The organism is Pseudomonas sp. Leaf15, assembly GCF_001421425.1.
Taxonomy (GTDB): domain Bacteria; phylum Pseudomonadota; class Gammaproteobacteria; order Pseudomonadales; family Pseudomonadaceae; genus Aquipseudomonas; species Aquipseudomonas salomonii.
The window spans coordinates 121,425-144,195 of sequence record NZ_LMKI01000005.1 but is presented as its reverse complement, the minus strand read 5'-3'; the positions used below and the strand labels follow the sequence as shown (position 1 = coordinate 144,195).

At 61.7% G+C, this 22,771-nt stretch carries 19 protein-coding genes; 3 read left to right on the top strand and 16 right to left on the bottom strand.

Features of this window, described 5'->3' with window-relative positions:
* The first annotated feature begins 2 nt into the window (after window positions 1–2).
* Window positions 3–629, top strand: coding sequence for a class I SAM-dependent methyltransferase (locus tag ASE80_RS06355; protein WP_056858168.1), 627 nt, complete (start codon window positions 3–5; stop codon window positions 627–629).
* 112 nt (window positions 630–741) lie between these two features.
* Here ASE80_RS06355 and ASE80_RS06350 read toward each other — a convergent pair whose 3' ends face one another.
* The 4 genes from ASE80_RS06350 to ASE80_RS06335 all read right to left on the bottom strand — a co-directional run bounded on the left by ASE80_RS06350 (window position 742) and on the right by ASE80_RS06335 (window position 8,240).
* A complete protein-coding gene (locus tag ASE80_RS06350) occupies window positions 742–2,925 on the bottom strand; it encodes a glycoside hydrolase (protein WP_056858167.1) in 2,184 nt (727 codons plus the stop codon).
* Window positions 2,926–3,040: 115 nt separating this feature from the next.
* The gene (locus ASE80_RS06345) at window positions 3,041–6,094 is read right to left on the bottom strand and encodes an efflux RND transporter permease subunit (protein ID WP_056858166.1); all 3,054 of its coding nucleotides are present in this window, start codon (window positions 6,092–6,094) and stop codon (window positions 3,041–3,043) included.
* Window positions 6,091–7,161, bottom strand: coding sequence for an efflux RND transporter periplasmic adaptor subunit (locus ASE80_RS06340; protein ID WP_056858165.1), 1,071 nt, complete (start codon window positions 7,159–7,161; stop codon window positions 6,091–6,093). Before ASE80_RS06340 ends, ASE80_RS06345 begins: the two co-directional genes overlap by 4 nt.
* Window positions 7,158–8,240: an efflux RND transporter periplasmic adaptor subunit gene (locus ASE80_RS06335; RefSeq protein WP_056858164.1), complete on the bottom strand. Its 1,083-nt coding sequence runs from the start codon at window positions 8,238–8,240 to the stop codon at window positions 7,158–7,160. Before ASE80_RS06335 ends, ASE80_RS06340 begins: the two co-directional genes overlap by 4 nt.
* Window positions 8,241–8,359: 119 nt before the next feature.
* Here ASE80_RS06335 and ASE80_RS06330 point away from each other — a divergent pair, with 119 nt between their 5' ends.
* The gene (locus ASE80_RS06330) at window positions 8,360–9,520 is read left to right on the top strand and encodes an AAA family ATPase (RefSeq protein ID WP_056858163.1); all 1,161 of its coding nucleotides are present in this window, start codon (window positions 8,360–8,362) and stop codon (window positions 9,518–9,520) included.
* 121 nt (window positions 9,521–9,641) lie between these two features.
* Here ASE80_RS06330 and ASE80_RS06325 read toward each other — a convergent pair whose 3' ends face one another.
* The 11 genes from ASE80_RS06325 to ASE80_RS06275 form a co-directional block, all read right to left on the bottom strand.
* Window positions 9,642–10,493 (bottom strand): transporter substrate-binding domain-containing protein, encoded by an 852-nt coding sequence (locus ASE80_RS06325; RefSeq protein WP_056858162.1) that lies wholly within the window; start codon window positions 10,491–10,493, stop codon window positions 9,642–9,644.
* A complete protein-coding gene (locus tag ASE80_RS06320; protein ID WP_056858161.1) occupies window positions 10,490–11,266 on the bottom strand; it encodes an amino acid ABC transporter ATP-binding protein in 777 nt (258 codons plus the stop codon). The genes ASE80_RS06325 and ASE80_RS06320 overlap by 4 nt, the downstream gene beginning before the upstream one ends.
* Window positions 11,263–11,922: an amino acid ABC transporter permease gene (locus ASE80_RS06315; RefSeq protein WP_056858160.1), complete on the bottom strand. Its 660-nt coding sequence runs from the start codon at window positions 11,920–11,922 to the stop codon at window positions 11,263–11,265. Before ASE80_RS06315 ends, ASE80_RS06320 begins: the two co-directional genes overlap by 4 nt.
* Window positions 11,903–12,568: an amino acid ABC transporter permease gene (locus tag ASE80_RS06310; protein ID WP_056858159.1), complete on the bottom strand. Its 666-nt coding sequence runs from the start codon at window positions 12,566–12,568 to the stop codon at window positions 11,903–11,905. The genes ASE80_RS06315 and ASE80_RS06310 overlap by 20 nt, the downstream gene beginning before the upstream one ends.
* A gap of 525 nt (window positions 12,569–13,093) precedes the next feature.
* On the bottom strand, window positions 13,094–13,876 hold the full coding sequence (locus ASE80_RS06305; RefSeq protein ID WP_056858158.1) for a MetQ/NlpA family ABC transporter substrate-binding protein: 783 nt from the start codon (window positions 13,874–13,876) through the stop codon (window positions 13,094–13,096).
* Between the two features lie 124 nt (window positions 13,877–14,000).
* Window positions 14,001–14,939, bottom strand: coding sequence for a sigma 54-interacting transcriptional regulator (locus tag ASE80_RS06300; protein WP_056858157.1), 939 nt, complete (start codon window positions 14,937–14,939; stop codon window positions 14,001–14,003).
* Window positions 14,940–14,988: 49 nt separating this feature from the next.
* A complete protein-coding gene (locus tag ASE80_RS06295; RefSeq protein WP_056858156.1) occupies window positions 14,989–15,570 on the bottom strand; it encodes an alpha/beta hydrolase in 582 nt (193 codons plus the stop codon).
* Between the two features lie 317 nt (window positions 15,571–15,887).
* Entirely contained in the window at window positions 15,888–16,289 is a 402-nt protein-coding gene (locus tag ASE80_RS06290) for an ExbD/TolR family protein (protein WP_017136714.1), read from the bottom strand.
* Window position 16,290: 1 nt separating this feature from the next.
* Window positions 16,291–17,013: a MotA/TolQ/ExbB proton channel family protein gene (locus tag ASE80_RS06285; RefSeq protein WP_111452836.1), complete on the bottom strand. Its 723-nt coding sequence runs from the start codon at window positions 17,011–17,013 to the stop codon at window positions 16,291–16,293.
* A gap of 51 nt (window positions 17,014–17,064) precedes the next feature.
* Complete coding sequence (locus ASE80_RS06280) at window positions 17,065–17,883, bottom strand: energy transducer TonB (RefSeq protein WP_056858154.1); 819 nt, start codon at window positions 17,881–17,883, stop codon at window positions 17,065–17,067.
* A 396-nt stretch (window positions 17,884–18,279) separates the two neighbouring features.
* Window positions 18,280–19,131 carry a LysR family transcriptional regulator gene (locus ASE80_RS06275; RefSeq protein ID WP_056858153.1) on the bottom strand — a complete coding sequence of 284 codons (852 nt, stop codon included), beginning with the start codon at window positions 19,129–19,131 and terminating at the stop codon, window positions 18,280–18,282.
* 109 nt (window positions 19,132–19,240) lie between these two features.
* Between ASE80_RS06275 and ASE80_RS06270 the strand changes: the two genes are divergently transcribed.
* Window positions 19,241–20,440 carry a CynX/NimT family MFS transporter gene (locus tag ASE80_RS06270; protein ID WP_056858152.1) on the top strand — a complete coding sequence of 400 codons (1,200 nt, stop codon included), beginning with the start codon at window positions 19,241–19,243 and terminating at the stop codon, window positions 20,438–20,440.
* Here the strand turns inward: ASE80_RS06270 and ASE80_RS06265 are convergent.
* The gene (locus ASE80_RS06265) at window positions 20,411–22,726 is read right to left on the bottom strand and encodes a TonB-dependent receptor (protein ID WP_056858151.1); all 2,316 of its coding nucleotides are present in this window, start codon (window positions 22,724–22,726) and stop codon (window positions 20,411–20,413) included. The genes ASE80_RS06270 and ASE80_RS06265 overlap by 30 nt on opposite strands.
* Between the last annotated feature and the right edge of the window lie 45 nt (window positions 22,727–22,771).

Sequence of the window (22,771 nt, the reverse complement as noted above, 5' to 3'; positions counted from 1 at the left end):
TCATGACCTTAAAGCCCGACGACCTCGACCAGATCACCACCACCACCCTCGGCCACTACAACAAAGTCGCCGAAGACTTCCGCGAAGGCACGCGCGATCACGATGTGAGCCAGAACATCGACGCCCTGCTGCGGCATATCCAGGGCACGCCACCGTTTACCGTGCTGGATTTCGGCTGCGGCCCAGGGCGGGATTTGCGCACGTTTACGCGTATGGGGCATATCGCCGTGGGGCTCGATGGCTCAGAGCGCTTTGCGCAGATGGCGCGTGAAGACAGTGGTTGTGAGGTGTTGCAGCAGGACTTCCTGAAGCTGGATTTACCCGCCGCGCGCTTTGATGGGGTGTTTGCCAATGCGGTGCTGTTTCATATTCCCAAGCAGGAACTGCCACGGGTGCTCAAGCAACTGCATGGGGCGCTGAAACCGGGGGGTGTGTTGTTCAGTTCCAACCCTCGGGGTGAGAATCAGGAAGGCTGGAATGGGCCTCGGTACGGGTCTTATCACGACCTGGAGACGTGGCAAGGCTTGCTGACGGCGGCGGGGTTTGTGGAGTTGGAGCATTACTACCGACCGGCCGGGTTGCCGCGCGAGCAACAGCCTTGGTTGGCGAGTGTGTGGCGCAAGGCCTAGAGACTCGTTGTTTGATCTGACGCTATCGCAGGCAAGCCAGCTCCCACATTTTGATGTGTGAATACCTTCAAATGTGGGAGCTGGCTTGCCTGCGATAGCGATTTAACCGGCGCTACGGATTCACCTGATACACCACCGGTTTTTCACCCACCACCAACGCCGTCACGCTACGCCCCACATACCCCGCTTGCTCCTGCGCAGAAAAATTCACCACCAACCGCGTGCCATCGGCAAACGTGGTCTGCTGCACCTGTTTGTCCGCCGTCAGCCACCGAAAATCGGTCATCGCCTGAGCCGCCAAACGCTGATGCAACGGCCTGAAAAAACGGTCCTGACGCTGAATCATCGGCAGCCGCTGCTTAAGCGTCGCATCCGTGAGGTGATAGAGCGGCGGCACGTTGTAGAGCAGTTGGGTCAGCTCGTTCTCGGCCCGCACATTGCTCAGCTTCAGGTTGTCGAACAGCCAATGGTGGGTGGTGATCACCGAACCATGGAACACCGCCTGGTACAGCGGCAGGCGCATGGTCGGGTCGAAGTACAGTGTGCGAAACGGCTCTTTTAACGGCACAGGCTTGAAGAACACCGCCGGCTGCTCCGGCGGGTACCAGTTGCCGACGTAATAGGGCGATTGCTTGTCCTGGGTCATCTGCCGATCGCCCCAGCCGATCACCGGTGTCTGCATGCCGTGGGCGAACAGAGTGCCCTGGGCGGTGCTGGCATTGCCATCTTCGGAGCCCGCCGGCAGTTTGAGTACCGTGTTGATCCAGCGGGAGGCATCGATATTGCCTTCGGCGTTCTGCGCCTGAGTCATGGGCGCACTGTCACGGTAGCTGTCGAACACCATGCCGGTGGCGTAGGCATCCAGGAACCAGGCGTTAAAACCGGCCCTGGCCTGCACCGCCTTCACCCGCGCTTCCAGCAAAGGCCGTATACAGCGCGGGTCGATGTAGTGGCCCGATTGCTGGAAGCCGGTTTTCAGCTTGCCGTCCTTGAGCACAATTGCGCAGTCGCGGTAGGCCTTGGCGCCCAGGTGCGCGGTGGTCCAGTCCGGGTTTTCGCTGGCGGACAAGGCGGTTTCATAGGAGTCGTAGGGCGCCATCAGGTAACCGGCTTCGACACCGGCGCGAATCGCTTCGGGATGCCACAGGCCGCCTTCCCAGCCTTCGCCCAGGGTCACCAACAGACGCGGCAGCCCGGCGTCGCGCAGGGATTGAATCGTCTGGTTGCCCCAGGTCTCCGGGGTATCGGTCAAGGCCCCGGCAAAGTCCTTGGCCAGCTCGCTGCGCAGCTCACCATAGCGGGCGGCGAGCCGGGTCATGTCCGGGTCTTCGACTTGCCAAGCCTGCCGGGCTTGCTGATTGATCGCCGCATTCAGGCCCCGCAGCAAAACGCCTTGCTCATAACGGTTCAAGGCCTTGGCTTGCGCGAGTACCTGAGTCGCCTCTTTGTCCATCAACCCCTTGAGTGCATGACCGCGCAAGCGTTTGACCAGCAGCGGCCAATCACGCACATCAGCGGGGGCCAGCAGGCTGTTGCCCCACAGGTAGACATGGCTGGCGCCCAGCAGTTTTTTGGCTTCGGGGGTTTGTTGCAGCTTGTCCGCCAGCGGCTCGTAGCGGCCCTGCTCCACAAGCCATTGCCGATAGCGCTTGGCACCGGCCAATGGGTCGGCGTCGCCCAGGTGCAAGCGCAAGGTCATCGGCGCCGCGGGATCAAGACGGGTAAATTCGTGCGCCACCGAGAGTGCCAGGCCCTTGCCGTCGGCCTGCCATTTCAACTGGTTGTTGTAGGGGTTGGTCAGCAACCAGTTCAACGTGAAGCGGCCGTGATCCATGCCCCATAACGGCAGGCTGAGGTCTTGAGTGGTATTGAGTTCGCCCTGCTCCAGCAAAAACGCTTTCCACACGGCGTTATCGGCCGGTATGTAATGCCCTTCGGCCAAGGGCCAGATCAACCCCTTGCCCATGGCCGCAGCGGGTTGGCGCAACAGCGGCAACTCACCCGGCTCGCGGGCGCTGAGGGTCAGGGACAGGTCGCGCTGCTCAAGGCGGGCCGTCAGGCGATAAGCGCCGTTGTCCCACTGCCAGGCAGCCTGCTCGGCACCCGATTGCATATCACTGACAGCATGGGCAGCCACACCGCTGGACGCCTGCACCGACGCCTCGCCTGCGGGCGTAACGCGCAGCGCGAGCGTGGCGGGGTCGAGCTCGACACGCCACAGGGCGTTTTCCAACACGGTGCCGGCTAATGCCAGTGGAGATAACAACAGGCTGACAACCAGCAAAAAATGACGCATGGCACGGGCCTTCCAGACAAGATCAGGCCCGGAGGGTAAAGCACATAAGCCTCAGCAAGTGTTCGAAAAGTGTTTCAAAGAACCTTCCCACATCCTTGCAGGAAGGCTCCGATGGTCAGGCCTGTTCTTTTTTCGGCTCCCGAATCTTGTACCAAGCCACATACAACGCCGGCAAAAACAGCAGCGTCAGCAAGGTCGCAATGATGATCCCGCCAATCATCGCGTAGGCCATCGGCCCCCAGAACACTTCCCGCGCAATCGGGATCATGCCCAGGCTGGCCGCCGCTGCAGTGAGCAGGATCGGTCGGCGCCGGTGCTCGGTGGCTTCCACCACCGCGTCCCACGCTGTGTAGCCGGCCACTTCATATTCGTGGATCTGCGTCACCAGAATCACCGAGTTGCGGATGATGATGCCGATCAGCGCCAGAATGCCGAGGATCGCCACAAAGCCCATGGGCGTGCCAGTGGGAATCAGCGCCAGCACCACGCCAATAAGGCCCAGCGGCGCGACACTGGCCACCAGGAACATCTTCTGCACGCTGTGCAGCTGGATCATCAGGAAGGTCGCCATCAGGAACAGCATCAGCGGCACCACCTTGGCAATCGGGCCCTGGGCCTTGCCGCTTTCTTCGACGGTGCCGCCGGTGGCCACCTTGTAACCCACCGGCAAGCCGGCGCTGAATTTATCGATGGTCGGCGCCAGCTGTTTCACCAGGTCCGTGGGCTGCATCTCGTCACGCACCGAGGCCTTGATGGTGATCGTCGGCTTGCGGTCCCGACGCCATACCAGCGGCTGCTCGAGCTCATAACGCACGGTGGCGAAGGCCAGCAGTGGAATCGAGGTGCCATTGGGTGTGACGATCTGCAGGTTCTGCAAGGTTTCCGGCGTACCGCGCTCGGCGTCTTCGGCGCGGCCGACCACGTTGATCAGGTAGATATCGTCGTGTACCTGGGTCACTGAGGCGCCGCTGACCACGCTGTTCATCAACTGCGCCACGTCTTCCGACGACAGCCCGAGTTGGCGCGCCTTGTCCTGGGCAATGTCCACGCGCAGCACTTTGCCGGGCTCGTTCCAGTCGTAGATGATCTCGCCCAGGTGGGTGTTCTGGTCCAGCAAGGTCGCCAGTTCGATAGCGTGTTTGCGCACCTGATCGATATCCTTGCCCGACACGCGATACTGAATCGGCCGCCCCACCGGCGGGCCCATTTCCAGCGGCTGCACATAACTGCCGATGCCGACAAAATCATCGCGCAGGCGCTTTTGCAGGCGCGCAATCAAGGCGCCGCGCTCTTCCAGGCCTTTGCTCACGATGACCAGCTGCGCGTAGTAGGGGTTTTCCAGTTGCTGGTCGAGGGGCAGGTAGAAACGAATCGCCCCTTGGCCAATGTAGGTGCTCCAACGCGCAATGTCCGGGTCGTCCTTGATGATTGCTTCAAGGCGGTCGACGGCCTTGCGCGTCTCATTGATCGAGGCGTTTTGCGGCAGGTTGAGGTCGACGAGGATTTCCGGACGGTCCGAGGACGGGAAAAACTGGTTCTGCACAAACTGCATGGAGAACACCGAGGCCACAAACAGGCCCACGGTAATGCCGATGGCCCACCAGCGGTTGCGCATGGCCCAGAGCATGCCGCCATTGAAGGCACGGCCGATGCGCCCAGGTTCGGCGTCATGCGGTTTCACGTTGGCGCTGAGGATATGCACGCCGATCACCGGCGCAAACAGCACCGCCACCACCCACGACACCAACATCGCCACGGCAATTACCGCGAAAAGGGTGAAGGTGTACTCGCCCGCCGAGCTGGCGTTGAGGCCAATCGGCACAAAACCGGCCACGGTCACCAGCGTACCGGTGAGCATCGGGAAGGCTGTGGAGGTGTAGGCATAGGTCGCCGCCTGCTCCTTGGTTTCGCCTTTTTCCAGGCGCGTGATCATCATCTCCACGGTGATCATCGCGTCGTCCACCAACAGGCCGAGGGCAATGATCAAGGCGCCCAATGACACCCGCTGCATGGTGATGCCGCTGTATTCCATGAACACGAACACCAGCGCCAGCACCAGTGGGATCGAGCACGCCACCACCAGGCCGGCACGCATGCCGAGGCTGATAAAGCTCACCACCAGCACGATGATCACCGCTTCAAACAGGGCGCTGGTAAAGCCGCCGACGGCTTCTTCCACCACTTCGGCCTGGTCGGAAACCTTATGCACGCCAACGCCCACCGGCAAGTCGGCGGTCAGTTCGTCCATGCGCGTGTGCAGCGCCTTGCCGAACGACTGGATATTGCCGCCCTTCTGCATGGCTATGGCCAAGCCAATCGCCGGCTTGCCATTGAAGCGGAACATCGGCCGCGCCGGGTCGACGTAGCCACGGCTGATATCGGCAATGTCCGCCAGCCGATAGAAGCGATCATTAAGCCGCAGGTTGACGTTGGCCAGGTCTTTTTCCGAGGCGAATTGCCCGGACGTGCGCACCGAAATCCGCTCCGGCCCGGCCTCGATCACCCCGGCGGGGGTCACGGCGTTCTGTGATTGCAGGCTTTGCACCACTTGCCGTTGATCAATGCCCAACGCCGCGAGTTTGCGCGTGGAGAAGTTCAGGTAAATCACTTCGTCCTGCTGGCCGATCATCTCGACCTTGCCCAGCCCCGGCACCGAACGAATCTCGGCGCGCACCTGTTCTACGTAGTCGCGCAGCTGGCGCATCGACAGGCCATCGCCGGTAAACGCGTAGACCGAGCCGAACACATCACCGAACTCATCGTTGAACGACGGCCCCTGCAAACCCTGGGGGAAGGTGCCGCGAATATCGTCGATTTTCTTGCGCACCTGGTACCAGATCTCCGGGATGGCCTTGGCGCTGGTGGTGTCCTTGAGGAACACGAATACCGTGGATTCACCCGGCCGCGTGTAGCTTTTCACATAGTCGAGGGAGTCGAGTTCTTCGAGTTTTTTCTCGATGCGGTCGGTGACTTGCTTGAGGGTTTCTTCCTGGGTCGCGCCCGGCCAGCGGGTCTGGATCACCATGGTCTTGATGGTGAACGACGGGTCTTCCTCGCGGCCCAGGTTCATGTAGGAGAACACGCCCATCAGCAGCGCGACGAACATCAGGTACCAGACGAAGGACTGATGCTTGAGGGCCCAGTCGGATAAGTTGAAGCTCCCTTTCATCGCGGGCTGTCCTCGTCGATTTTGACTTTTTGCCCGGGTTTCAGGCTGTTCACGCCAGCGGTGACGATGCGTTCGCCGGGTTTGACGCCGCCGTTGAGCAAGGCGCTGCTGGCATCGCGGCTGATCACCGTGACGTCACGCGGCTGCACGGTCTGGCTTTGGCTGTCGAGCAGCCAGATGCGGGTTTTGCCGTCGGCTTCCTGCAAGGCTGTCAGCGGTACTTCGATACGCGGTGCAATGGCCGTGCTCAGGGTCACACTGATGGCGGTGCCGAGGCGGAACGCAGGTGGCGTTTCGGCCAGGGTCAGGCGTGCGCGGCGGGTGCGCGTGGCGCTTTGGGCCTGGGGTTCGATCTCGCGCACGATGGCGGTGGTGTTGACGCTCGGGTCGAGTTGCCCGGCGACCAGGAATACCACGTCCGGCGGCAGGCGCTCGGCGAGCCCGGCGGGCAGGTCGATCACCGCTTCCTTGATGTCCGGGCGCGCCAGGGTCACCACTTGCTGGCCGGCGCTGACCACTTGGCCGGCTTCGGCATTCCAGGCGGTGACGATCCCGGCGTGGTCGGTACGCAGTTCGGCGTAGTTGAGTTGGTCCTTGGCCTGGTTGACCGAGGCTTTGGCTTGGTCAAGGGTCGCCTGGGTAGTTTTCAGGTCGGTCTGGGCCACATCCAGCTGGGCCTGGGCGCCGACGCCGCGATTGAACAGTTCCTGCTGGCGTCGGGCGTTGGCCTGGGCATTGATGAACTGCGCCTGCACGCGGGCCAGGTCGCCTTGGGCGGCGCGCAACTGGTTTTGCTGGTCGGTGGGGTCGAGCACGGCGAGCAAGGCGCCCTTCTCCACTTCGGCGCCGACATCTACGGCACGGCGGGCGATACGGCCGGGCACGCGGAAACCCAGGTTGCTTTCGTAGCGGGCCTGGATGGTGCCGGCGAAACGGCCGAGGTTTTCCTGATCTTCAGATTTCACTTCCATGGACAGCACCGGCCGCACGGGCTCGGGCGGCGCTTCCTCTTTGGAGCAGGCGACCAGCAACAGGCTGGCGGCAAGCAATGCCGTCAGGCGCTTCATGGCTGGACTCCTTGCTGGGCGATCTCGACCAGCATGCCGGGGTGCAGCAATTGCCCGCCGGCCACCACGACTTTTTCGCCGCCTTTAAGGCCGTCGCCAATAATCACTTTGCCGGTCAGGTAGCGCGCTACCGTGACTTTGTGCAGTTGCGCCTTGCCGTCACCGTCAATCAGCCACACGGCGGGTTCGTTAAGGTCTTTGGTCAGCGCCGACCACGGCAGCTCCACACTGGCCTTGGCCGGGCCATTGGCCGTGGCGCTGACCACTGAGCCCAACTGCATGCCTTTGGGCAGCGATTGCAGGGCGATTTTCACTTGCACGGTGCCGGTATTGGCCGCCACGGCAGGCGTGACTTCACGCACTTTACCCACGGCCTTGATGCTCGGGTTATCCAGCAGGCTCACGGTGATCGGCGCATCGGGCGGCGGCTCCACCAGCAAGGACTCATATACGTTGAACACCGCATCGCGCTCGCCATCGGTGGCCAGGCTGAAAATCGGCACGGTGGCCTGCACCACCTGGCCGACTTCGGCCTGGCGCGCCGTGATCACGCCTGGGGCATCAGCGACCAGCGCGGTATAGCCGAGTTGTTCGCGGGCATTGGCCAACTGCGCCTGGGCCGCGGCCAGGGCACTTTGGCTGCTGCGCAACGCGGCTTGAGCGGCGTCGTATTCGCTGCGGCTGGTGTAACCCTTGGGCAGGAGCTTTTCCTGGCGCACAAAGGCCGCTGCGGTCTGCTTGACCCGCGCCTGCTCGGCCACGACCTGGGCCTGGGCGGAATCAACGTTGGTCTGCAAATCCTTGGGGTCGAGCTTGGCCAGCACTTGCCTGGCGGTTACGCGGTCGCCCACGTCGACCATGCGCTGGATGATCTTGCCGCCCACGCGAAAGGACAAGTCGGTTTGCACGCGAGCCTGAATATCGCCGGTCAGGGTCACGGCGGCGGCAAAATCCGCGGGCTGCACGGTCTGCACAAACACCCGCGAATGCTCCTTGGGTTCGGCCTTTTCCTGGCCACAGCCGCTCAGCAGCGTCAGCAGGCCAAGTCCGAAAATACAGGTGTAAATACGACCGCCCATGCAGGCTCCTTTTGCGTGACGCGATGTGACAGTGAGTATGCGACTGTGAGCTTAGATCAGGGTTCCTTATCTGCATGGAGCATCCCATACTCCAAGGGTTCCCACGCCGACTAAAACACATGCTCAAAACCCTCGCGGTGGCCAACTACCGCTCGATCAATAAACTGGTGGTGCCGCTGGCCCGCTTGAACCTGGTCACCGGCCCCAATGGCAGCGGCAAGTCCAACCTGTACCGCGCTTTGCGCTTGCTGGCCGAAACCGCCCAAGGCGGGGTGATCAATGCCCTGGCGCGTGAAGGCGGGCTGGATTCAACCTTCTGGGCCGGGCCCGAGAACGTCAGCCGACGCATGCGCAATGGCGAGGTGGCCGTTGAGCCGACGGTGCGCCAGGGCGTCAAACGCCTGCGCCTGGGGTTTGCCGCCGAGGACTTCAGCTACGCAATCTCCCTTGGCTTGCCGGAAAAGACCCTTTCCGCGTTCCAACTGGACCCGGAAGTAAAGAAAGAATGCATCTGGGCCGGTCACGTCTACCGCCCGGCCAGCCTGCTGGTGCAGCGCTCCGGGCCGATGGTGCGCGCCCGCGATGGCCGCGCCTGGGACGTACTGGCCCAGCACACGCCCAACTATCACAGCCTGTTCGATCAGGTCGGCAGCCTGCGCGGCTCGCCGGAGGTGTTGTTGCTGCGCGAAAGCATTCGTGGCTGGCGTTTTTATGATCATTTTCGCAGCGATGTGGACGCCCCCGTGCGCCAGCCGCAACTGGGCACGCGCACGCCAGTGTTGCATCACGATGGGCGCGACCTGGCGGCGGCATTGCAGACCATCCGCGAAATCGGCGATCCCGAGGCGTTGCAGCGCGCCGTCAGTGACGCGTTCCCCGGTGCACGGCTGAACATCGAGCCGTTGCAAGGTGGGCGTTTTGCGATTGAGTTTTATCAGGAAGGTTTGCTGCGGCCGTTGTCGGCCGCGGAATTGTCGGACGGCACCTTGCGCTACCTGCTGCTGATCGCGGCGCTGCTGACGCCACGGCCGCCGACCATGATGGTGCTGAACGAACCGGAAACCAGCCTGCACCCGGATTTATCGCCGGCGTTGGCGCGCTTGATTATCCAGGCCTCGACGCAGTGCCAGGTGTGGGTGGTGTCGCATGCCAGCCGCTTGATTGCGGCGTTGCAGCAGGACGAGGCATGCAATTGCATCGTGCTGGAGAAGGTGCTGGGGCAGACTCAGATTGTGGGCCAGGGGATTCTGGATGGGCCGGCCTGGCATTGGCCTGAGTAGAGATAAAGATCGTTCCCACGCTCTGCGTGGGAACGCCTCCTGTGACGCTCTGCGTCACGACTCCAAGAGCGGACGCAGAGCGTCCTGAGCGGCATTCCCACGCAGAGCGTGGGAACGATCATCAGCCCTGCCACTTACCGCCTTCAACAATCACACTCTCAGGCTTGGTGTCATCGCTCAGCTCTTTACGCACATACTGGTCATACAGCTTGAGCAAAAACTTCTCCTCGCCCAACTTCGCCAGCTCCGCATTCACCCAGTCGCGCAGTTCGATATTGCCCTTCTTCACCGCCGGTGCAATCGGCGCTTCATCGCCGAGTTTCTCTTCCAGCACGCGGTAGCCAGGGTTCTGCTTGGCCCAGCTGAACAGCACCAGGTTGTCTTGCGCGTAGGCATCGCCACGCCCGGCCGACAGGGCTTGCAGTGACTCGGAGTTTTTCTCGAACTTGAGCAGTTTCCAGTCCGGGTGGTTCTTGGTCAGCCAGATATCGGCGGTGGTGCCGGTCGTGACGATGGTGGTGCGGGTCGCCAGGTCATCCAGGCTTTTTACCGCGCTGTCATTCGGCACCAGCGCCTGCACAGCGACCTTCAGGTTGGGGTTGGTAAAGTCCACCGCTTCCTTGCGCTCCGGCGTTACGGTCATGTTGGCGAGGATCAGGTCGACCTTGTCGCTTTGCAGGAACGGAATACGGCTGGCCGGCTCGACGGCTACGAACTCAACCTTGTTTTCATCGCCCAGCAGGTCCTTGGCGAATTGGCGGCCGATGTCGGTATCAAACCCCACATAGCGGCCCGCTTCGTTGACGAAACCGAACGGGGGTTTGTCGGTAAACACGCCGACAATCAGCTTGTCCCGCGCTTTGATCTTGTCGATGTAGCTGGCAGCAGCGACGGGTTTGGCAGGCTCTTCGGCCTTTTTATCGCAGCCGGCCAGTAAGGCAACGGCAAACAGTGGCAGCAGTAGTTTTTTCATATCAGCTCCAATTCCTTGGTTTTCTTGGGCAGTGTTGAAACAAAGGAGAACTTCTCGAGGAACTGCTGCGCGCGTGCGGTTTGCGGGTTCGTAAAGAATGCCTCGGGGGTGTTGTGTTCGAGAATGCGACCGGCCTCCATGAACACCACGCGGTCAGCGACGGCGCGGGCGAAGGCCATTTCGTGGGTGACGATCAACAGGGTCATGCCATCGCGGGCCAGGCCCTGGATCACTTCCAGCACTTCCTTGACCATCTCCGGGTCGAGGGCGGCGGTGACTTCATCAAACAGCATGACCTGCGGGTTCATGCACAACGAACGGACGATGGCGATGCGTTGCTGCTGGCCGCCGGACAGCTGGCGCGGGAAGGCATCGCGTTTGTCGGCGAGCCCCACGCGCGCCAGCAGTTTCTCTGCTTGCTCACGGGCTTCACGCGGGTCGCGTTTTTGCACTTTCAGCGGGCCGAGCAGGATGTTGTCGAGCACGCTCATGTGCGGGAACAGGTGGTAGCTCTGGAACACCATGCCTACGTCCTGGCGCACCTGGCGCCAGTCGGTGTTTTTGTCCAATAACTCTTTGCCGGCAAACCGCAGGCTGCCGCTGTGGGCGACTTCCAGCCCATTGAGGCAGCGCAGCAAGGTACTTTTGCCGCAGCCGCTGGGGCCGAGAATTACCACCACTTCGCCGCTCTGCACGCTCAGGTCGATGCCCTTGAGCACCTGCGCCTCGCCGAAAAATTTGTTGAAACCCTGGAACTCGATCAATGCGCTCATGACTGGCCCCAGCGCCGTTCCAGCACCTTGGAGGCGGCCGACAACGGGTAGCAGATAAAAAAGAAAAACAGAAACAGCACGCCGTAGATCAGTACCGACTCGTAGGTGCGTTCGATGATTTGCTGGCCGACCTTGATCACATCCACCACGCCGATCAGCACCGCCAGGGAGCTGGTCTTGATGATGCGCGTGTAGACGTTGATGGTCGGCGGCGTCATGCGTTTCAGGGCCTGGGGCAGCAATACGTAGCCGTACAGTTGCGGGTCGGATAAACCAATCGACAGCCCCGCCTCGCGCTGGCCGCGTGGCAGCGAATGCAGCGCGCCGCGTACCACCTCGCCCACCTCGCTGGCGCCCCAGAGCGACAGCACCAGCACCGCGCACCAGAAGCTTGGAATGCTCAGGCCAAAGAAAATCGGCAGCCCGAAAAACAGCAGGTACAACCACACCAGCACCGGGATCGCGCGAAACAGCTCCAGGTACACCCGCAGCACCGCGTTGATCACCTTGTTATTCAAGGTGCGCAACACGCCATACAACACGCCGCCGACGGTGCTGAAGGCGATGCTCAAAAAAGAAATCGACAGGGTTTGCGCCGCGCCCTTGCCCAGTTGCGGCAACGACACCCACAACAACTCAAGACCCGAACTGGCCATGCTGGAGCCTCCTTTCCAGGCGGCTGAGCAACAGCGACAGCGGCAAGAACAGCAGCACGCAGATCAGCGTCAGCACGGCGAGCATTTCGTAGGTCTTGTAGTAGAGCGCGATGTAGCTCTTGGTGGTGTAGAGAATCTCCGGCACCGCCACGGCGGACACCACGGTGGTCTCTTTGAGCAAAAAGATGAAATTGGCGAACAGCGCCGGCAGGCTGAGGATGCCGGCCTGGGGCAGGATCACAAGGCGCAGCAGTTGCCAGTCCGACAGGCCGATGGACTTGCCCGACTCGATCTGCGCCAGCGGCACCGCTTCCACCCCGGCGCGCAATACTTCGGTGAGGTAGGCGCCGCCGAGGAAGGTCATGGTGATGATCGCCGCCCAGAACCCGGAGATATTGAAACCCAGGGCCGGCAGTGCGAAGTACACGAAGAACAGCTGGATCAGCAGCGGCGTGTTACGCGCCAGCTCCACATACAGCGCCACCAGGCGTGACAGGTAGGGCGTGCGAAATACCAGCAGCGCCGCGTTGATCACCGCCACCAGCAACGAGGTGGCAATGGCGATCAAGCCCACTTGCAGTGTGACCCCCACGGCTTTTAGAAACGCCGGCAAGGTGCTGAGGATAAAAGCAAAATCGAAGGTCATCTTGAGTCCATGACGCCGCAGGGGTAATGCGGCGGGCGCTGTCCGTTCCGACGAGGGTAACGTCGGGTAGCGCGAACTTTAAAGGCATAAAAAGTAAAATTTAAATACCGAAATAGCATATTGATATCGCCCAAAAAGATAACCGGCGGATTCGCGGGTTTGGTGGGTGACGGCTATGGTTGCTGGGTCTGTGTTTCGAGGGAATGACTGATGAACGAAGCGAAACCGATTGATCCGCAGGAGTTGGTGAAGTGGCTGGTGGCGTTGCGTCGGGCGATCAATAGCCGCGATATCTGAAACGCTGATCGTTCCCACGCTCCGCGTGGGAATGCAGCACAGGACGCTCCGCGTCCGCTCTAAGGTCGTGACGCGGAGCGTCACAGGAGGCATTCCCACGCGGAGCGTGGGAACGATCAATCGCAGGCAAGCCAGCTCCCACAGGGTTTGATGGTGTTTCAGGCATAAAAAAACGCCGACGCTGCAGTAGCCGTCGGCGTTCAAACCTTGAAGGGGGTTTTATTTACATCAGAACGCAGGCACTACCGCGCCGTTGTACTTCTTCTCGATGAAGGCTTTGACTTCCGGGCTGGTCAGGGCTTTGGCCAGTTTCTGGATCGCGTCGCTGTCTTTGTTGTCCGGGCGGGCAACCAGGAAGTTCACGTACGGCGACTTGGCGTCTTCGATGATCAGTGCGTCCTTGGCTGGGTTCAGGCCGGCTTCCAGGGCGTAGTTGGTGTTGATCACATCCAGGTCAACCTGGTCCAGCACGCGTGGCAGCAGCGCCGATTCCAGCTCTTTGAATTTCAGGTTTTTCGGGTTGCTGGCGATGTCTTTCGGCGTAGCCAGTGCATTGGTCGGGTCTTTCAGCGTAATCAGACCATTCTTTTGCAGCAGCAACAGGGCACGGCCGGCGTTGGAGCCTTCGTTCGGGATGGCCACGGTGGCGCCATCTTTGAGCTCAGAAATGTTCTTGATCTTTTTCGAGTAACCGCCGATGGGCTCAACGTGCACACCAATCACGGTGACGAGGTTGGTGCCCTTGCCCTTGTTGAAGTTTTCCAGGTACGGCAGGGTCTGGAAGTAGTTGGCGTCCAGACGCTTCTCGGCAACCTGGGTGTTGGGCTGTACATAGTCAGTGAAGACTTTGATTTCCAGGTCCACGCCTTCTTTAGCCAGGGTCGGCTTGACCAGCTCAAGGATCTCCGCGTGCGGGATCGGGGTAGCCGCTACCACCAGTTTCTCGTTGGCCTGGGCGAAGCTTGCAGTCAGGGCAGCCGCCAGTGCGGTAAACAACAGAACCTTTTTCATGCAGTGTCCTTATCGAAATTCCGGGGCGTCTCTGACGACCGTTTTTATGGTGTGCCAGCGAAGTGCTATCGCGGCGTGGGATGGACAATACCTAGATTTTTTATTCCCGAACAATATCTTTTATTCACGTTGATATTCCATTTTTTTCATGTTGCGGCTGTTCATTTAGAAAGCTGAGCAAGGTTTGCTGTTCGGCGGCGCTGGCACTCGCGAAGATCCGCCGCAGTTGTTCCAGCGGCGAACCGGCGGCGGGCAGGTTCAAATGCTCGGGCAAAATCTCATCGCCACTGCTTACCAACAGCGCAAAGTGAATAACGTTTTCCAGCTCGCGGGTATTGCCCGGCCAGCTGTGGTGCTCGAGCACACGCTGGGCGGCATCACTGATCAGCGGCACCGGCAGGTCCAGGCGCTGGCTGTAGATGCCGAGGAAATATTCAGCCAGCGACAGGATGTCGCCCACCCGCTCACGCAGGGCCGGCAGGTCGAGCTGGCCTTCGCTCAGGTAATGAAATAAGCGCTCATGAAACTTGCCGGCGGCTACAGCCTGGGCCAGGTCGATGCTGGTGGCCGCAACCAGGCGCACATCCACCGGGCTTGGCTGATGAGCACCGACACGGGTGACTTCGTGGTTTTCCAGGGCGGCGAGCAGTTTCACCTGGATCGGCAGCGGCAAGTCGCCGATCTCGTCCAGGTACAAGGTGCCGCCATTGGCTGAGCCAAACCAGCCGGCGCGGCTGCTGGCTGCGCCGCTGTGGCTGCCGGCGGCATAACCGAACAATTCGGCATCCGCGTAGGTGGGGCTGATGGCGCCGCAATTGACCGACACAAACAAACCCGTGCGGTCGCTGCCCCGGTGAATATGCCGCGCGAGCAGCTCTTTACCACTGCCGGTCTCGCCGCGAATCAACACCGGCAATGCACGCGGCGCGAGGCTTTCCAGCTCTTCACGCAGCTGGCGTGAGCGCGGGTCGACAAACACCAGCGCCTTGGCGCGGATGCTCAGCGGGCTTTTTTCAGCATCGGGAAAGGTCAGCAACGGCTGGCCAAAGGTGTCATGACTCATGGCAGGCTCCCGCCCCAAATCCGCTCAGGGACGGGGCGTTGAAAAAAATTTATGCACGGCGCCGGGCGTGATGCTCAAGGCGGTTTTGCAGGCGATAGAGGTAGGCGAAACCCTGTTCCCAGCGTTGGTGGCCGGACTTCACATTGATATGCCCGGCACCGGACAAAATGCCGGCCTCGGCGCCCCAGTTGCGGGCCAGCTCCAAGGCGCGGGTGGCGCTGATGGCGCTGTCATTGTCGGAGCTGACCACTTGGCTGGGAAACGGCAACAGGTGCGTGGGAATCGGTGCAAAGTTGCGCAGGGCGGGGGCGCAGGCTGGGCGTTCGACATCGGCCGGCGCCACCAGCAAGGCGCCGCGCACCTGCCGTAGAAAATGCACCGGCGCGGTGGCCGCCCAGTGGGCGACCGTGATGCAACCCAGGCTGTGGGCAATGAGAATCACCGGTGTGCTGTCAGCGGCGATGGCCTCCGCCAGTGCCGCCACCCAGTCTTCGCGACGCGGGGTAAGCCAGTCGGCCTGCTCCACGCGCGCACTGTTGGGCAGGCTGTTCTGCCAATGACTTTGCCAATGATCTTCTGGCGATCCTTGCCAGCCCGGCACGATCAGATAACGAATCGACTCGCTGTGCATGGGTGTGCCCTCCTGCAGCGTTTAACGTTGCTGGTCAGTATAGGGACGAGGGTTATATTCGTTAAGGAATAAGAAGCTATTTATTAATAACCAAAAAATCAAACACATGAATAGTTAAAATGTGGGAGCTGGCTTGCCTGCGATAGCGGTCTCTGAGTTACAGATGTATAGACTGACCCACCGCTATCGCAGGCAAGCCAGCTCCCACACTGGACCCTGTTGCACATCGAGATTCGTGTCAGAGCCTAAATTGCAGGCAAAAAAAAGGCCGCACCCTGCCAAGGAGACGGCCAAAAAATTGTCGAGGCTTTTGAAACTTAACGTGCAGTAATCACCGACAGCTTGGTGATGCCTGCGCGCTCGATAGACGCCATGGCTCGCGCCACTTCGCCGTAATTCACACCATCATCGGCCTGCAGCTGCACCCGCACCTCCGGGTCCTTGGCCTTGGCCGCCTGCAGATTGAATTCCAGCAGGTCAGGCTGGATTTCGTCCTTGTTGATAAACAATTTGCCGGCACCATCGATGCTGACCACCAGCGGGTCCTTCTGCTCCACCGGGGCTACAGCCTGGGTCTTGGGCAGGTTGATCGGGATCGAGTTGGTCAACAACGGCGCGGTGACGATAAACACCACCAGCAGCACCAGCATCACGTCCACCAGCGGCGTGACGTTGATCTCGCTCAGCACCTCATCACTGTCTTGCGTGGAGAAGGCCATCTCAGGACGCCTCCTTCACTTTTTGCGCGGTGCCGGCCGCGCTTTTGGTCAGGGTCGGGTGCAGCAGCACACGGAAGGAATTCTTCTGCGCCAGGCTGTAGAAATCGTGGGCGAAGTCATCCAGGTCCGCCGCCGTGAGCTTCAGGCGACGCAGGAAGTAGTTGTAGACCAGCACCGCCGGCACGGCGACGGCGATACCCACACCGGTGGCCACCAGTGCCGCGCCAATCGGGCCGGCCACGGTTTCCAGGCTGGCCGAGCCGGCAGCGCTGATGCCCTTGAGGGCTTCCATGATGCCCCACACGGTGCCGAACAGGCCGATAAACGGCGAGGTGCTGCCGATACTGGCGACCACGGCCAGGCCGGTTTCCAAAGAGCGGCGCTCACGCACGATCTGCTGGCGCAAAGCGCGTTCAAGGCGGTCCTGGTGATTGATGGCCTGGCTCAAGTCTGCCGCGTGCGGGGCATCACCGACCTGGATCGCGGCATAACCGGCCTGGGCCACACGGGCAGCGGCGCCGGGCTGGGTTTCGGCCAATTCAGCGGCGGAGTCGAGGCTCGACGCCGCCCAGAACTGTTTGTGGAATTTGCGATCCTGCGCCTTGAGGCGCCCGAACTGCACGCCCTTCAATAATGCCAGGCCCCAGGTGGCGACCGAAAAGACCACCAGCAGCCAGATCACCGCGCTTTCGATGGATTCAAGTGGAGATGCTAATGCCATGATGTTTTCCCTCTGTGCAGGTGGCGGCGTGTCCAACACACCGCTGCCGAATAGTTAGTGAATCTTGAAATCGATCGGAACGCTGACCCAGCCGTCCTGGGCCACATCGCCCTGCTTGGCCGGCACGAAGCTCCAACGCTTCACGGCGGTCAGTGCGGCGTCGTCGAGTTGCTGGCGACCGCTGCTTTTCTGGACCTGGACCTCACCCGGCTTGCCGCTGGCCAACACATGCACGCGCAACAACACCGTGCCTTCCCAGCCACGGCGCTGGGCCAGTGACGGGTACTCCGGCGCCGGGTTCTTCAGGTACGCAGCGTTGGCCGAAGCCGGTGTCACCGGTGCAGGTGACGGTGTCGGTGGCGCTGCGGGCGCTGGAGGCGCGGGTGTCGGTGGCGCGGGCGGTTGCTCGACCGCTTTCGGCACAGGCTTGGGTTCCGGTTTCGGGACCGGCTTTGGTTTGGGTTTTGGAACAGGTTTTGGCGGTGCAGGCTTGGCGGCCAACTCATCGACCACCGGCGGCGGTGGCTCGACCACAGGTGGCGGCGGTGGTGGCGGCACAGGCGGAGGCGGCTCCACCACCGGCGGCGCCGGCTGGGAAAATTCGATGGTCATCGGCGGGATTTCCGGCGGCACAATCGGCAGCACCGGCGTGGGCTTCTGGCTCACCCAATAGATCACCGCACCGTGCAGGGCCAGCACCAGCAATCCGAGCAGAATCCCCTCGCGACGGCTCGAAAAACGCTTCGGGGTTTTCTGCAAACGCAATTGCCCCAACGGCGCGCGGTGCGGCCGGCCAAGGTCGACCAACTCACCACCCGGTGCCTGGCGCCACTGCGCCTCGGGTGCACTGGCGGCGGTCTGGACATTGCCCATTGATTCACTCCCTACGGTTTTCACACAAAAAAACCGACAGGCCTGCCAAAGCGGCCGTCGAGGGCTGAATCATCGGGGCTAGACGCTTATCTCTTAAAGTAATCTTTAAAGTTATACATAGATCTAAATTGAATAAACGAAACATCCTGAAACGCCAAAGCCACGTTGGCCGTGGCCTGTGGCGAAGGGGTTGTTTTTGAATGCTTTAAAGGCATAAAAAATATTCAGTAAACGCATGGATTGTGGCGAGCGGGCTTGCCCCGCGTTGGGCTGCGCAGCGGCCCCTCTAAGGCAAAACGCGGCGCGCCAGGCATAGCGTGTTGGCAGGTTTTGGGTCTGCTGCGCAGCCCAACGCGGGGCAAGCCCGCTCGCCACAAAAAACGCTCGTCGAACGCTTCAAGATGGGTTGTTGGCGCATAGAGCGAACAATTGCTGCTGCAAAGTCTGCCCGGCCGCGCCCAACCCACTGCGGCCATACAGCGCCAGGCGCACGCCCTGCACCATCGGCAAACCACTGTCATCGCCGAGCACCACATGCCCAGGTTGCACCACCCGTCGCGGCAACAGGCTGATACCCAACCCTGCCGCTACCGCCGAACACACACTGGCCAGGCTGGCGCTGGAATAACCGATACGCCAACGCCAGCCGCCGACTTCCAGGTGGTGAAGCATTTCATTGCGGTACAAGCCGCCCACCGGAAACGCCACCAAGGGCAGCGGGTCGCGCCCAATCGACGGCATGTCGCGGCTGTCGACCCAGCACAGGGGTTCCGGCCACGAGGCCACGCAGTCGTCGCTGTCGCCCATCTGCTTGACCAGCAACACGTCGAACTCGCCGGCACGGTATTGGCGCTGCAACTCGGGCCCCAGGCCGCTGGTCACCTCAAGACGCACCCGCGGATAGGCCACCACAAAAGCCGACAGCAACGGCATCAGGCGCTCGGCGGCAAAGTCCTCCGGCACACCCAGGCGCAATACGCCGTCACTTTGCTGGTTGATCAAGACATCGGCGGCCTCTTCATGCAGCGCGAGGATGCGCCGCGCGTACGCCAGCAAACGCTCGCCCTCGGCCGTGGCCACCACGCGGCGCTGGTCACGGTCGAGCAACTGGCACGCCACCGTGTCTTCCAGGCGGCGGATCTGCTGGCTGACGGTGGATTGGGTCAAGTGCAGGCGCTCGGCGGCGCGGGTGAAATTGCCGCAATCCACCACGGCGACAAAACTGCGCAATAACACGGGATCAAACATGTTTGTCACCATTACGTCTGCCACTGATTGGCATGGTTATATTTAATTTCAGAATACTCTGGCGGCTGGCCATACTTCACGCCTCTTTTGCGCAGACGACAGGCCGTGCATGACGCTTAACCATTCATTCGCGGGAAAACTCGCCGGCTGGGGCCTTTTGGTCGTACTGGGCCTGAACCTGCGCCCCATCCTCAGCTCCATCAGCCCCTTGCTCGGCGAGATCCGCCAGGCCACCGGCCTGAGCTTCCAAAGCAGCGCCCTGCTCACCAGCCTGCCAGTGGTGTGCATGGGCCTGGTGGCGCTGGTCGGCGTGCGCGTGGAAGCGCGCCTGGGCGAGCGGCGCGGCATTGCCCTGGGCTTGATGATGATTCTGCTGGCGTGCCTGGCGCGCTGGTTGATGGGCCAGGCGTCGGCGCTGCTGGTTACCGCGTTGCTGGGCGGTGCCGGTGTGGCGCTGATCCAGGCGTTGGTGCCGGCGATGATCAAGCGCGAATTTCATCACCGCGTGCCGGTGGCGATGGGTGTGTATTCGGCCTCGTTGATGGCGGGCGGTGGCCTGGCGGCATTGCTCAGCCCCGTGGTGGCTACGCATTTTCAGCAATGGCAGGCGGGGCTTGGCGTTTGGCTGTTACCTGCATTGGGGGCGTTGCTGCTGTGGGCCTGGCTGCCGTTGGGCGCGGCGAGAAACCAGCAAGTCGCGCCGGCATTCAAGGGGCTGCGCAATCGTCGGGCCTGGCTGCTGGCGTTGTATTTCGGGCTGGTGAATTGCGGCTACATGAGCATGGTGGCGTGGCTGCCGGCCTACTATCAGCAACTGGGCTGGGGCGTGTTGCCGAGCGGTTCGTTGCTGGCGTTCATGACCATCTTCCAGGTGATCGCTGCGCTGTTGATGCCGGTGCTGGCTCAGCGCGGTATCGACCGTCGCCCGCTGCTCGGCATCAGCCTGTTGGCACAGACTGTCGGCTACCTCGGCCTGATCCTCGCACCGCTGGAGTACCCGCACCTGTGGGTAGCCTTGTGCGGTTTTGGCCTGGGCGCGTGTTTCGCCCTGAGCCTGCTGCTGACCCTCGACCACCACCGCGATCCACGTCAGGCCGGGCAACTGGCGGCCTTCGTGCAAGGCGTAGGCTTTTTGATCAACGCGGTTTCGCCCTGGCTGACCGGCTGGCTGCGTGAACTCACCGGCAACTTCGTCAGCGCCTGGGTGGTGCTGACGGTCACGGTGCTGGCGATGCTGGTGGTGACGCGGGTGTTCAGCCCGGCCACCTACCGCACCGACTCAGAAGTCGTAGCGGCCCGTCACGCCTAGGGTGCGCGGCGTGCCCAGCAAGCCTTCGTAGCCGCCATTGCCGCCGGTCCAGAGGGTGGTGTAGTAGGTTTTGTCGAAGGCGTTTTTCAGCCACAACGACACATCCCACTGCCCTTGCTGGTAGTTGCCGCGCAGGCCGGTAGAGAGGTTGACCACCGCGTAGGCCGGAATCTGCCCATAGTCGGAATCCTCCACCGTGCCCACCGCTTTGGAGCGGAATGCGTAGCTGGCGGTCACGTAAGGTTCGAAGCCGTTATCCAGGTTCCACTTGTACTCGCCGTTGGCGTTGGCGATCCACTTGGACGCGCCCACCACTTGGTGGCCGCTCAGGTCGCAGGAAGCCGGCGCACCCGGACGCAAGCTGACTTCCGGTGGGCACGGCGCATCTTTGTAAGACAGGTAACTCACATCGTTGAACGAGCCATTGATATTCAACGTCAGGCCCCGGATCGGCACCAGCGTGCTTTCCACTTCCACGCCGCGCGAGCGCACGGAACCTGCGTTGGTCAGGTATTGCACGCGGTTTTCCTGGTCGTAGGCGTTGGTCTGGTAGCCGTTGACCTGGGTCCAGAACAGGTTGGCATTAAGTTGCAGGCGGCGGTCCCACAGCGTGCTTTTAAACCCCAGTTCGGCGTTGTTGGCGCGCTCGGTGCCGACCAGCAGCGAATCCGCCCCGGCCGTCGGCGCAGAGCCCACCACCAAATTGACCCCGCCGGACTTCTCGCCATGGGACAACGTGGCGTACCCGAGCAGGTTGTCGTTGAAGTGATAGCTCAGGTTGAGCAGCCCCGACGGCGTGGCGCTGTACTGGTTGAGATCGCCCGAGTCATACGCGCCGGTGCGCCCACGCCGCGCCGTGGCAGCGGCGCCGGTGACCGCAGCGCCACCCACGGGTGCATTGCGGCTGACCCAGGCGCTTTTTTCTTCGTAGGTGCCGCGCACACCGGCGGTGAAATCCAGGCGCTCGGTGAGGTGCCAGGTGCCCTGGGCGAACAGGGCAAAACTGTCGGTGCGAATATGCCCGTTGCCGACGCTGCTCACATCATTCAAGGCGCCGGTCGGCATGCCATTCCAGATATCCGCCTTGGGCCCGTAATAGGCGAAGGATTTGTTATCCAGCGAGTTGCCGAAGTAATAGGCGCCCAGCACATAGTCGAAGAAACCGCCGGTGGGCGAGGCCAGGCGGAATTCCTGGGACCACTGCTTATCTTCCACCGACACACCGGCGTTATACGACGCCGGCACGTTAAGGCCATCGTCATTGCGCGGGGTGAAATTCCACCAGCGATAGGAGCTGACCGAGGTCAGGGTGAAGTCACTTGGTAGCGTCCAGTTAGCCTCAAGGGACGTGCCGCCCTGGAACACGGTGACATGCTGGTCGTTGTCCAGGTTGACCTTGCGATGGGTGCCATCCACCAGGGTCGCGCCCGCCGCTGCGGCCCGAGACTGATAGAGGTTGGTGCCATTGATGGTCGGCCCCGTGCTGTACAGCACGCGGGTGCCGGCACTGGAATCCTCCTCGTTGTAGTCACCGATCCAGCGCAGGTTGAAGGTGTCGCTGGGCTTGTACAGCAACTGCCCGCGAAAGCCCTGGCGTGAGCCGCCGTTAAGGTCATGGCCGTCGTATTCATTCTTGATGTCGCCATCGCTACGCGTGCGATAGGCCGAAAAACGCCCCGCCAACTCGTCGGTGAGCGGGCCGGAAATCGTGCCCTTGGTCTGGAAATAACCGTCCTCGCCCAACGAGGTTTCAATGCTGCGCTCCGGCGTAAAACTCGGCGCGCGCGTGCTGATATTGATCACGCCCGCCGTGGTGTTCTTGCCGAACAAGGTGCCTTGCGGGCCGCGCAAGACTTCAAGCTGCTCGATGTCCATCAAGTCGAACACCGCCATGCCCGGCCGCCCGAGATAAACGTTGTCGATATACAGCCCCACGCTGCCTTCCAGGCCGTCGCTGGCCGGGTTGTTGCCCAACCCGCGAATCGACACGCTGGACTGACGCGCATGCATGTAGGCAACGTTGACGCTGGGCACCAGTTGCTGCAAATCCTGAATGCGGTAGACCCGCTGGCTCTCCAGCGCCTGGCCGCCGATGACGCTCATGGGCGTCGGCACTGCCTGGGCGCTTTCGGTGCGCCGCCGGGCCGTCACCGTGACGGTCCCGAGCTGGCCGCTGGCGTTTTCGCCCTTGCCGGCAGGCGCAGGCGTTTCGGCGGCCTGGGTCGGCGACCAACTGGTGCTGCCGGCCACCAACATGGCCAGGGGCAAGGACTTCAACAGACTCATAAGCGGCTCCGAAACCCGGAAATATCCATCAGTGGATATTCCCAA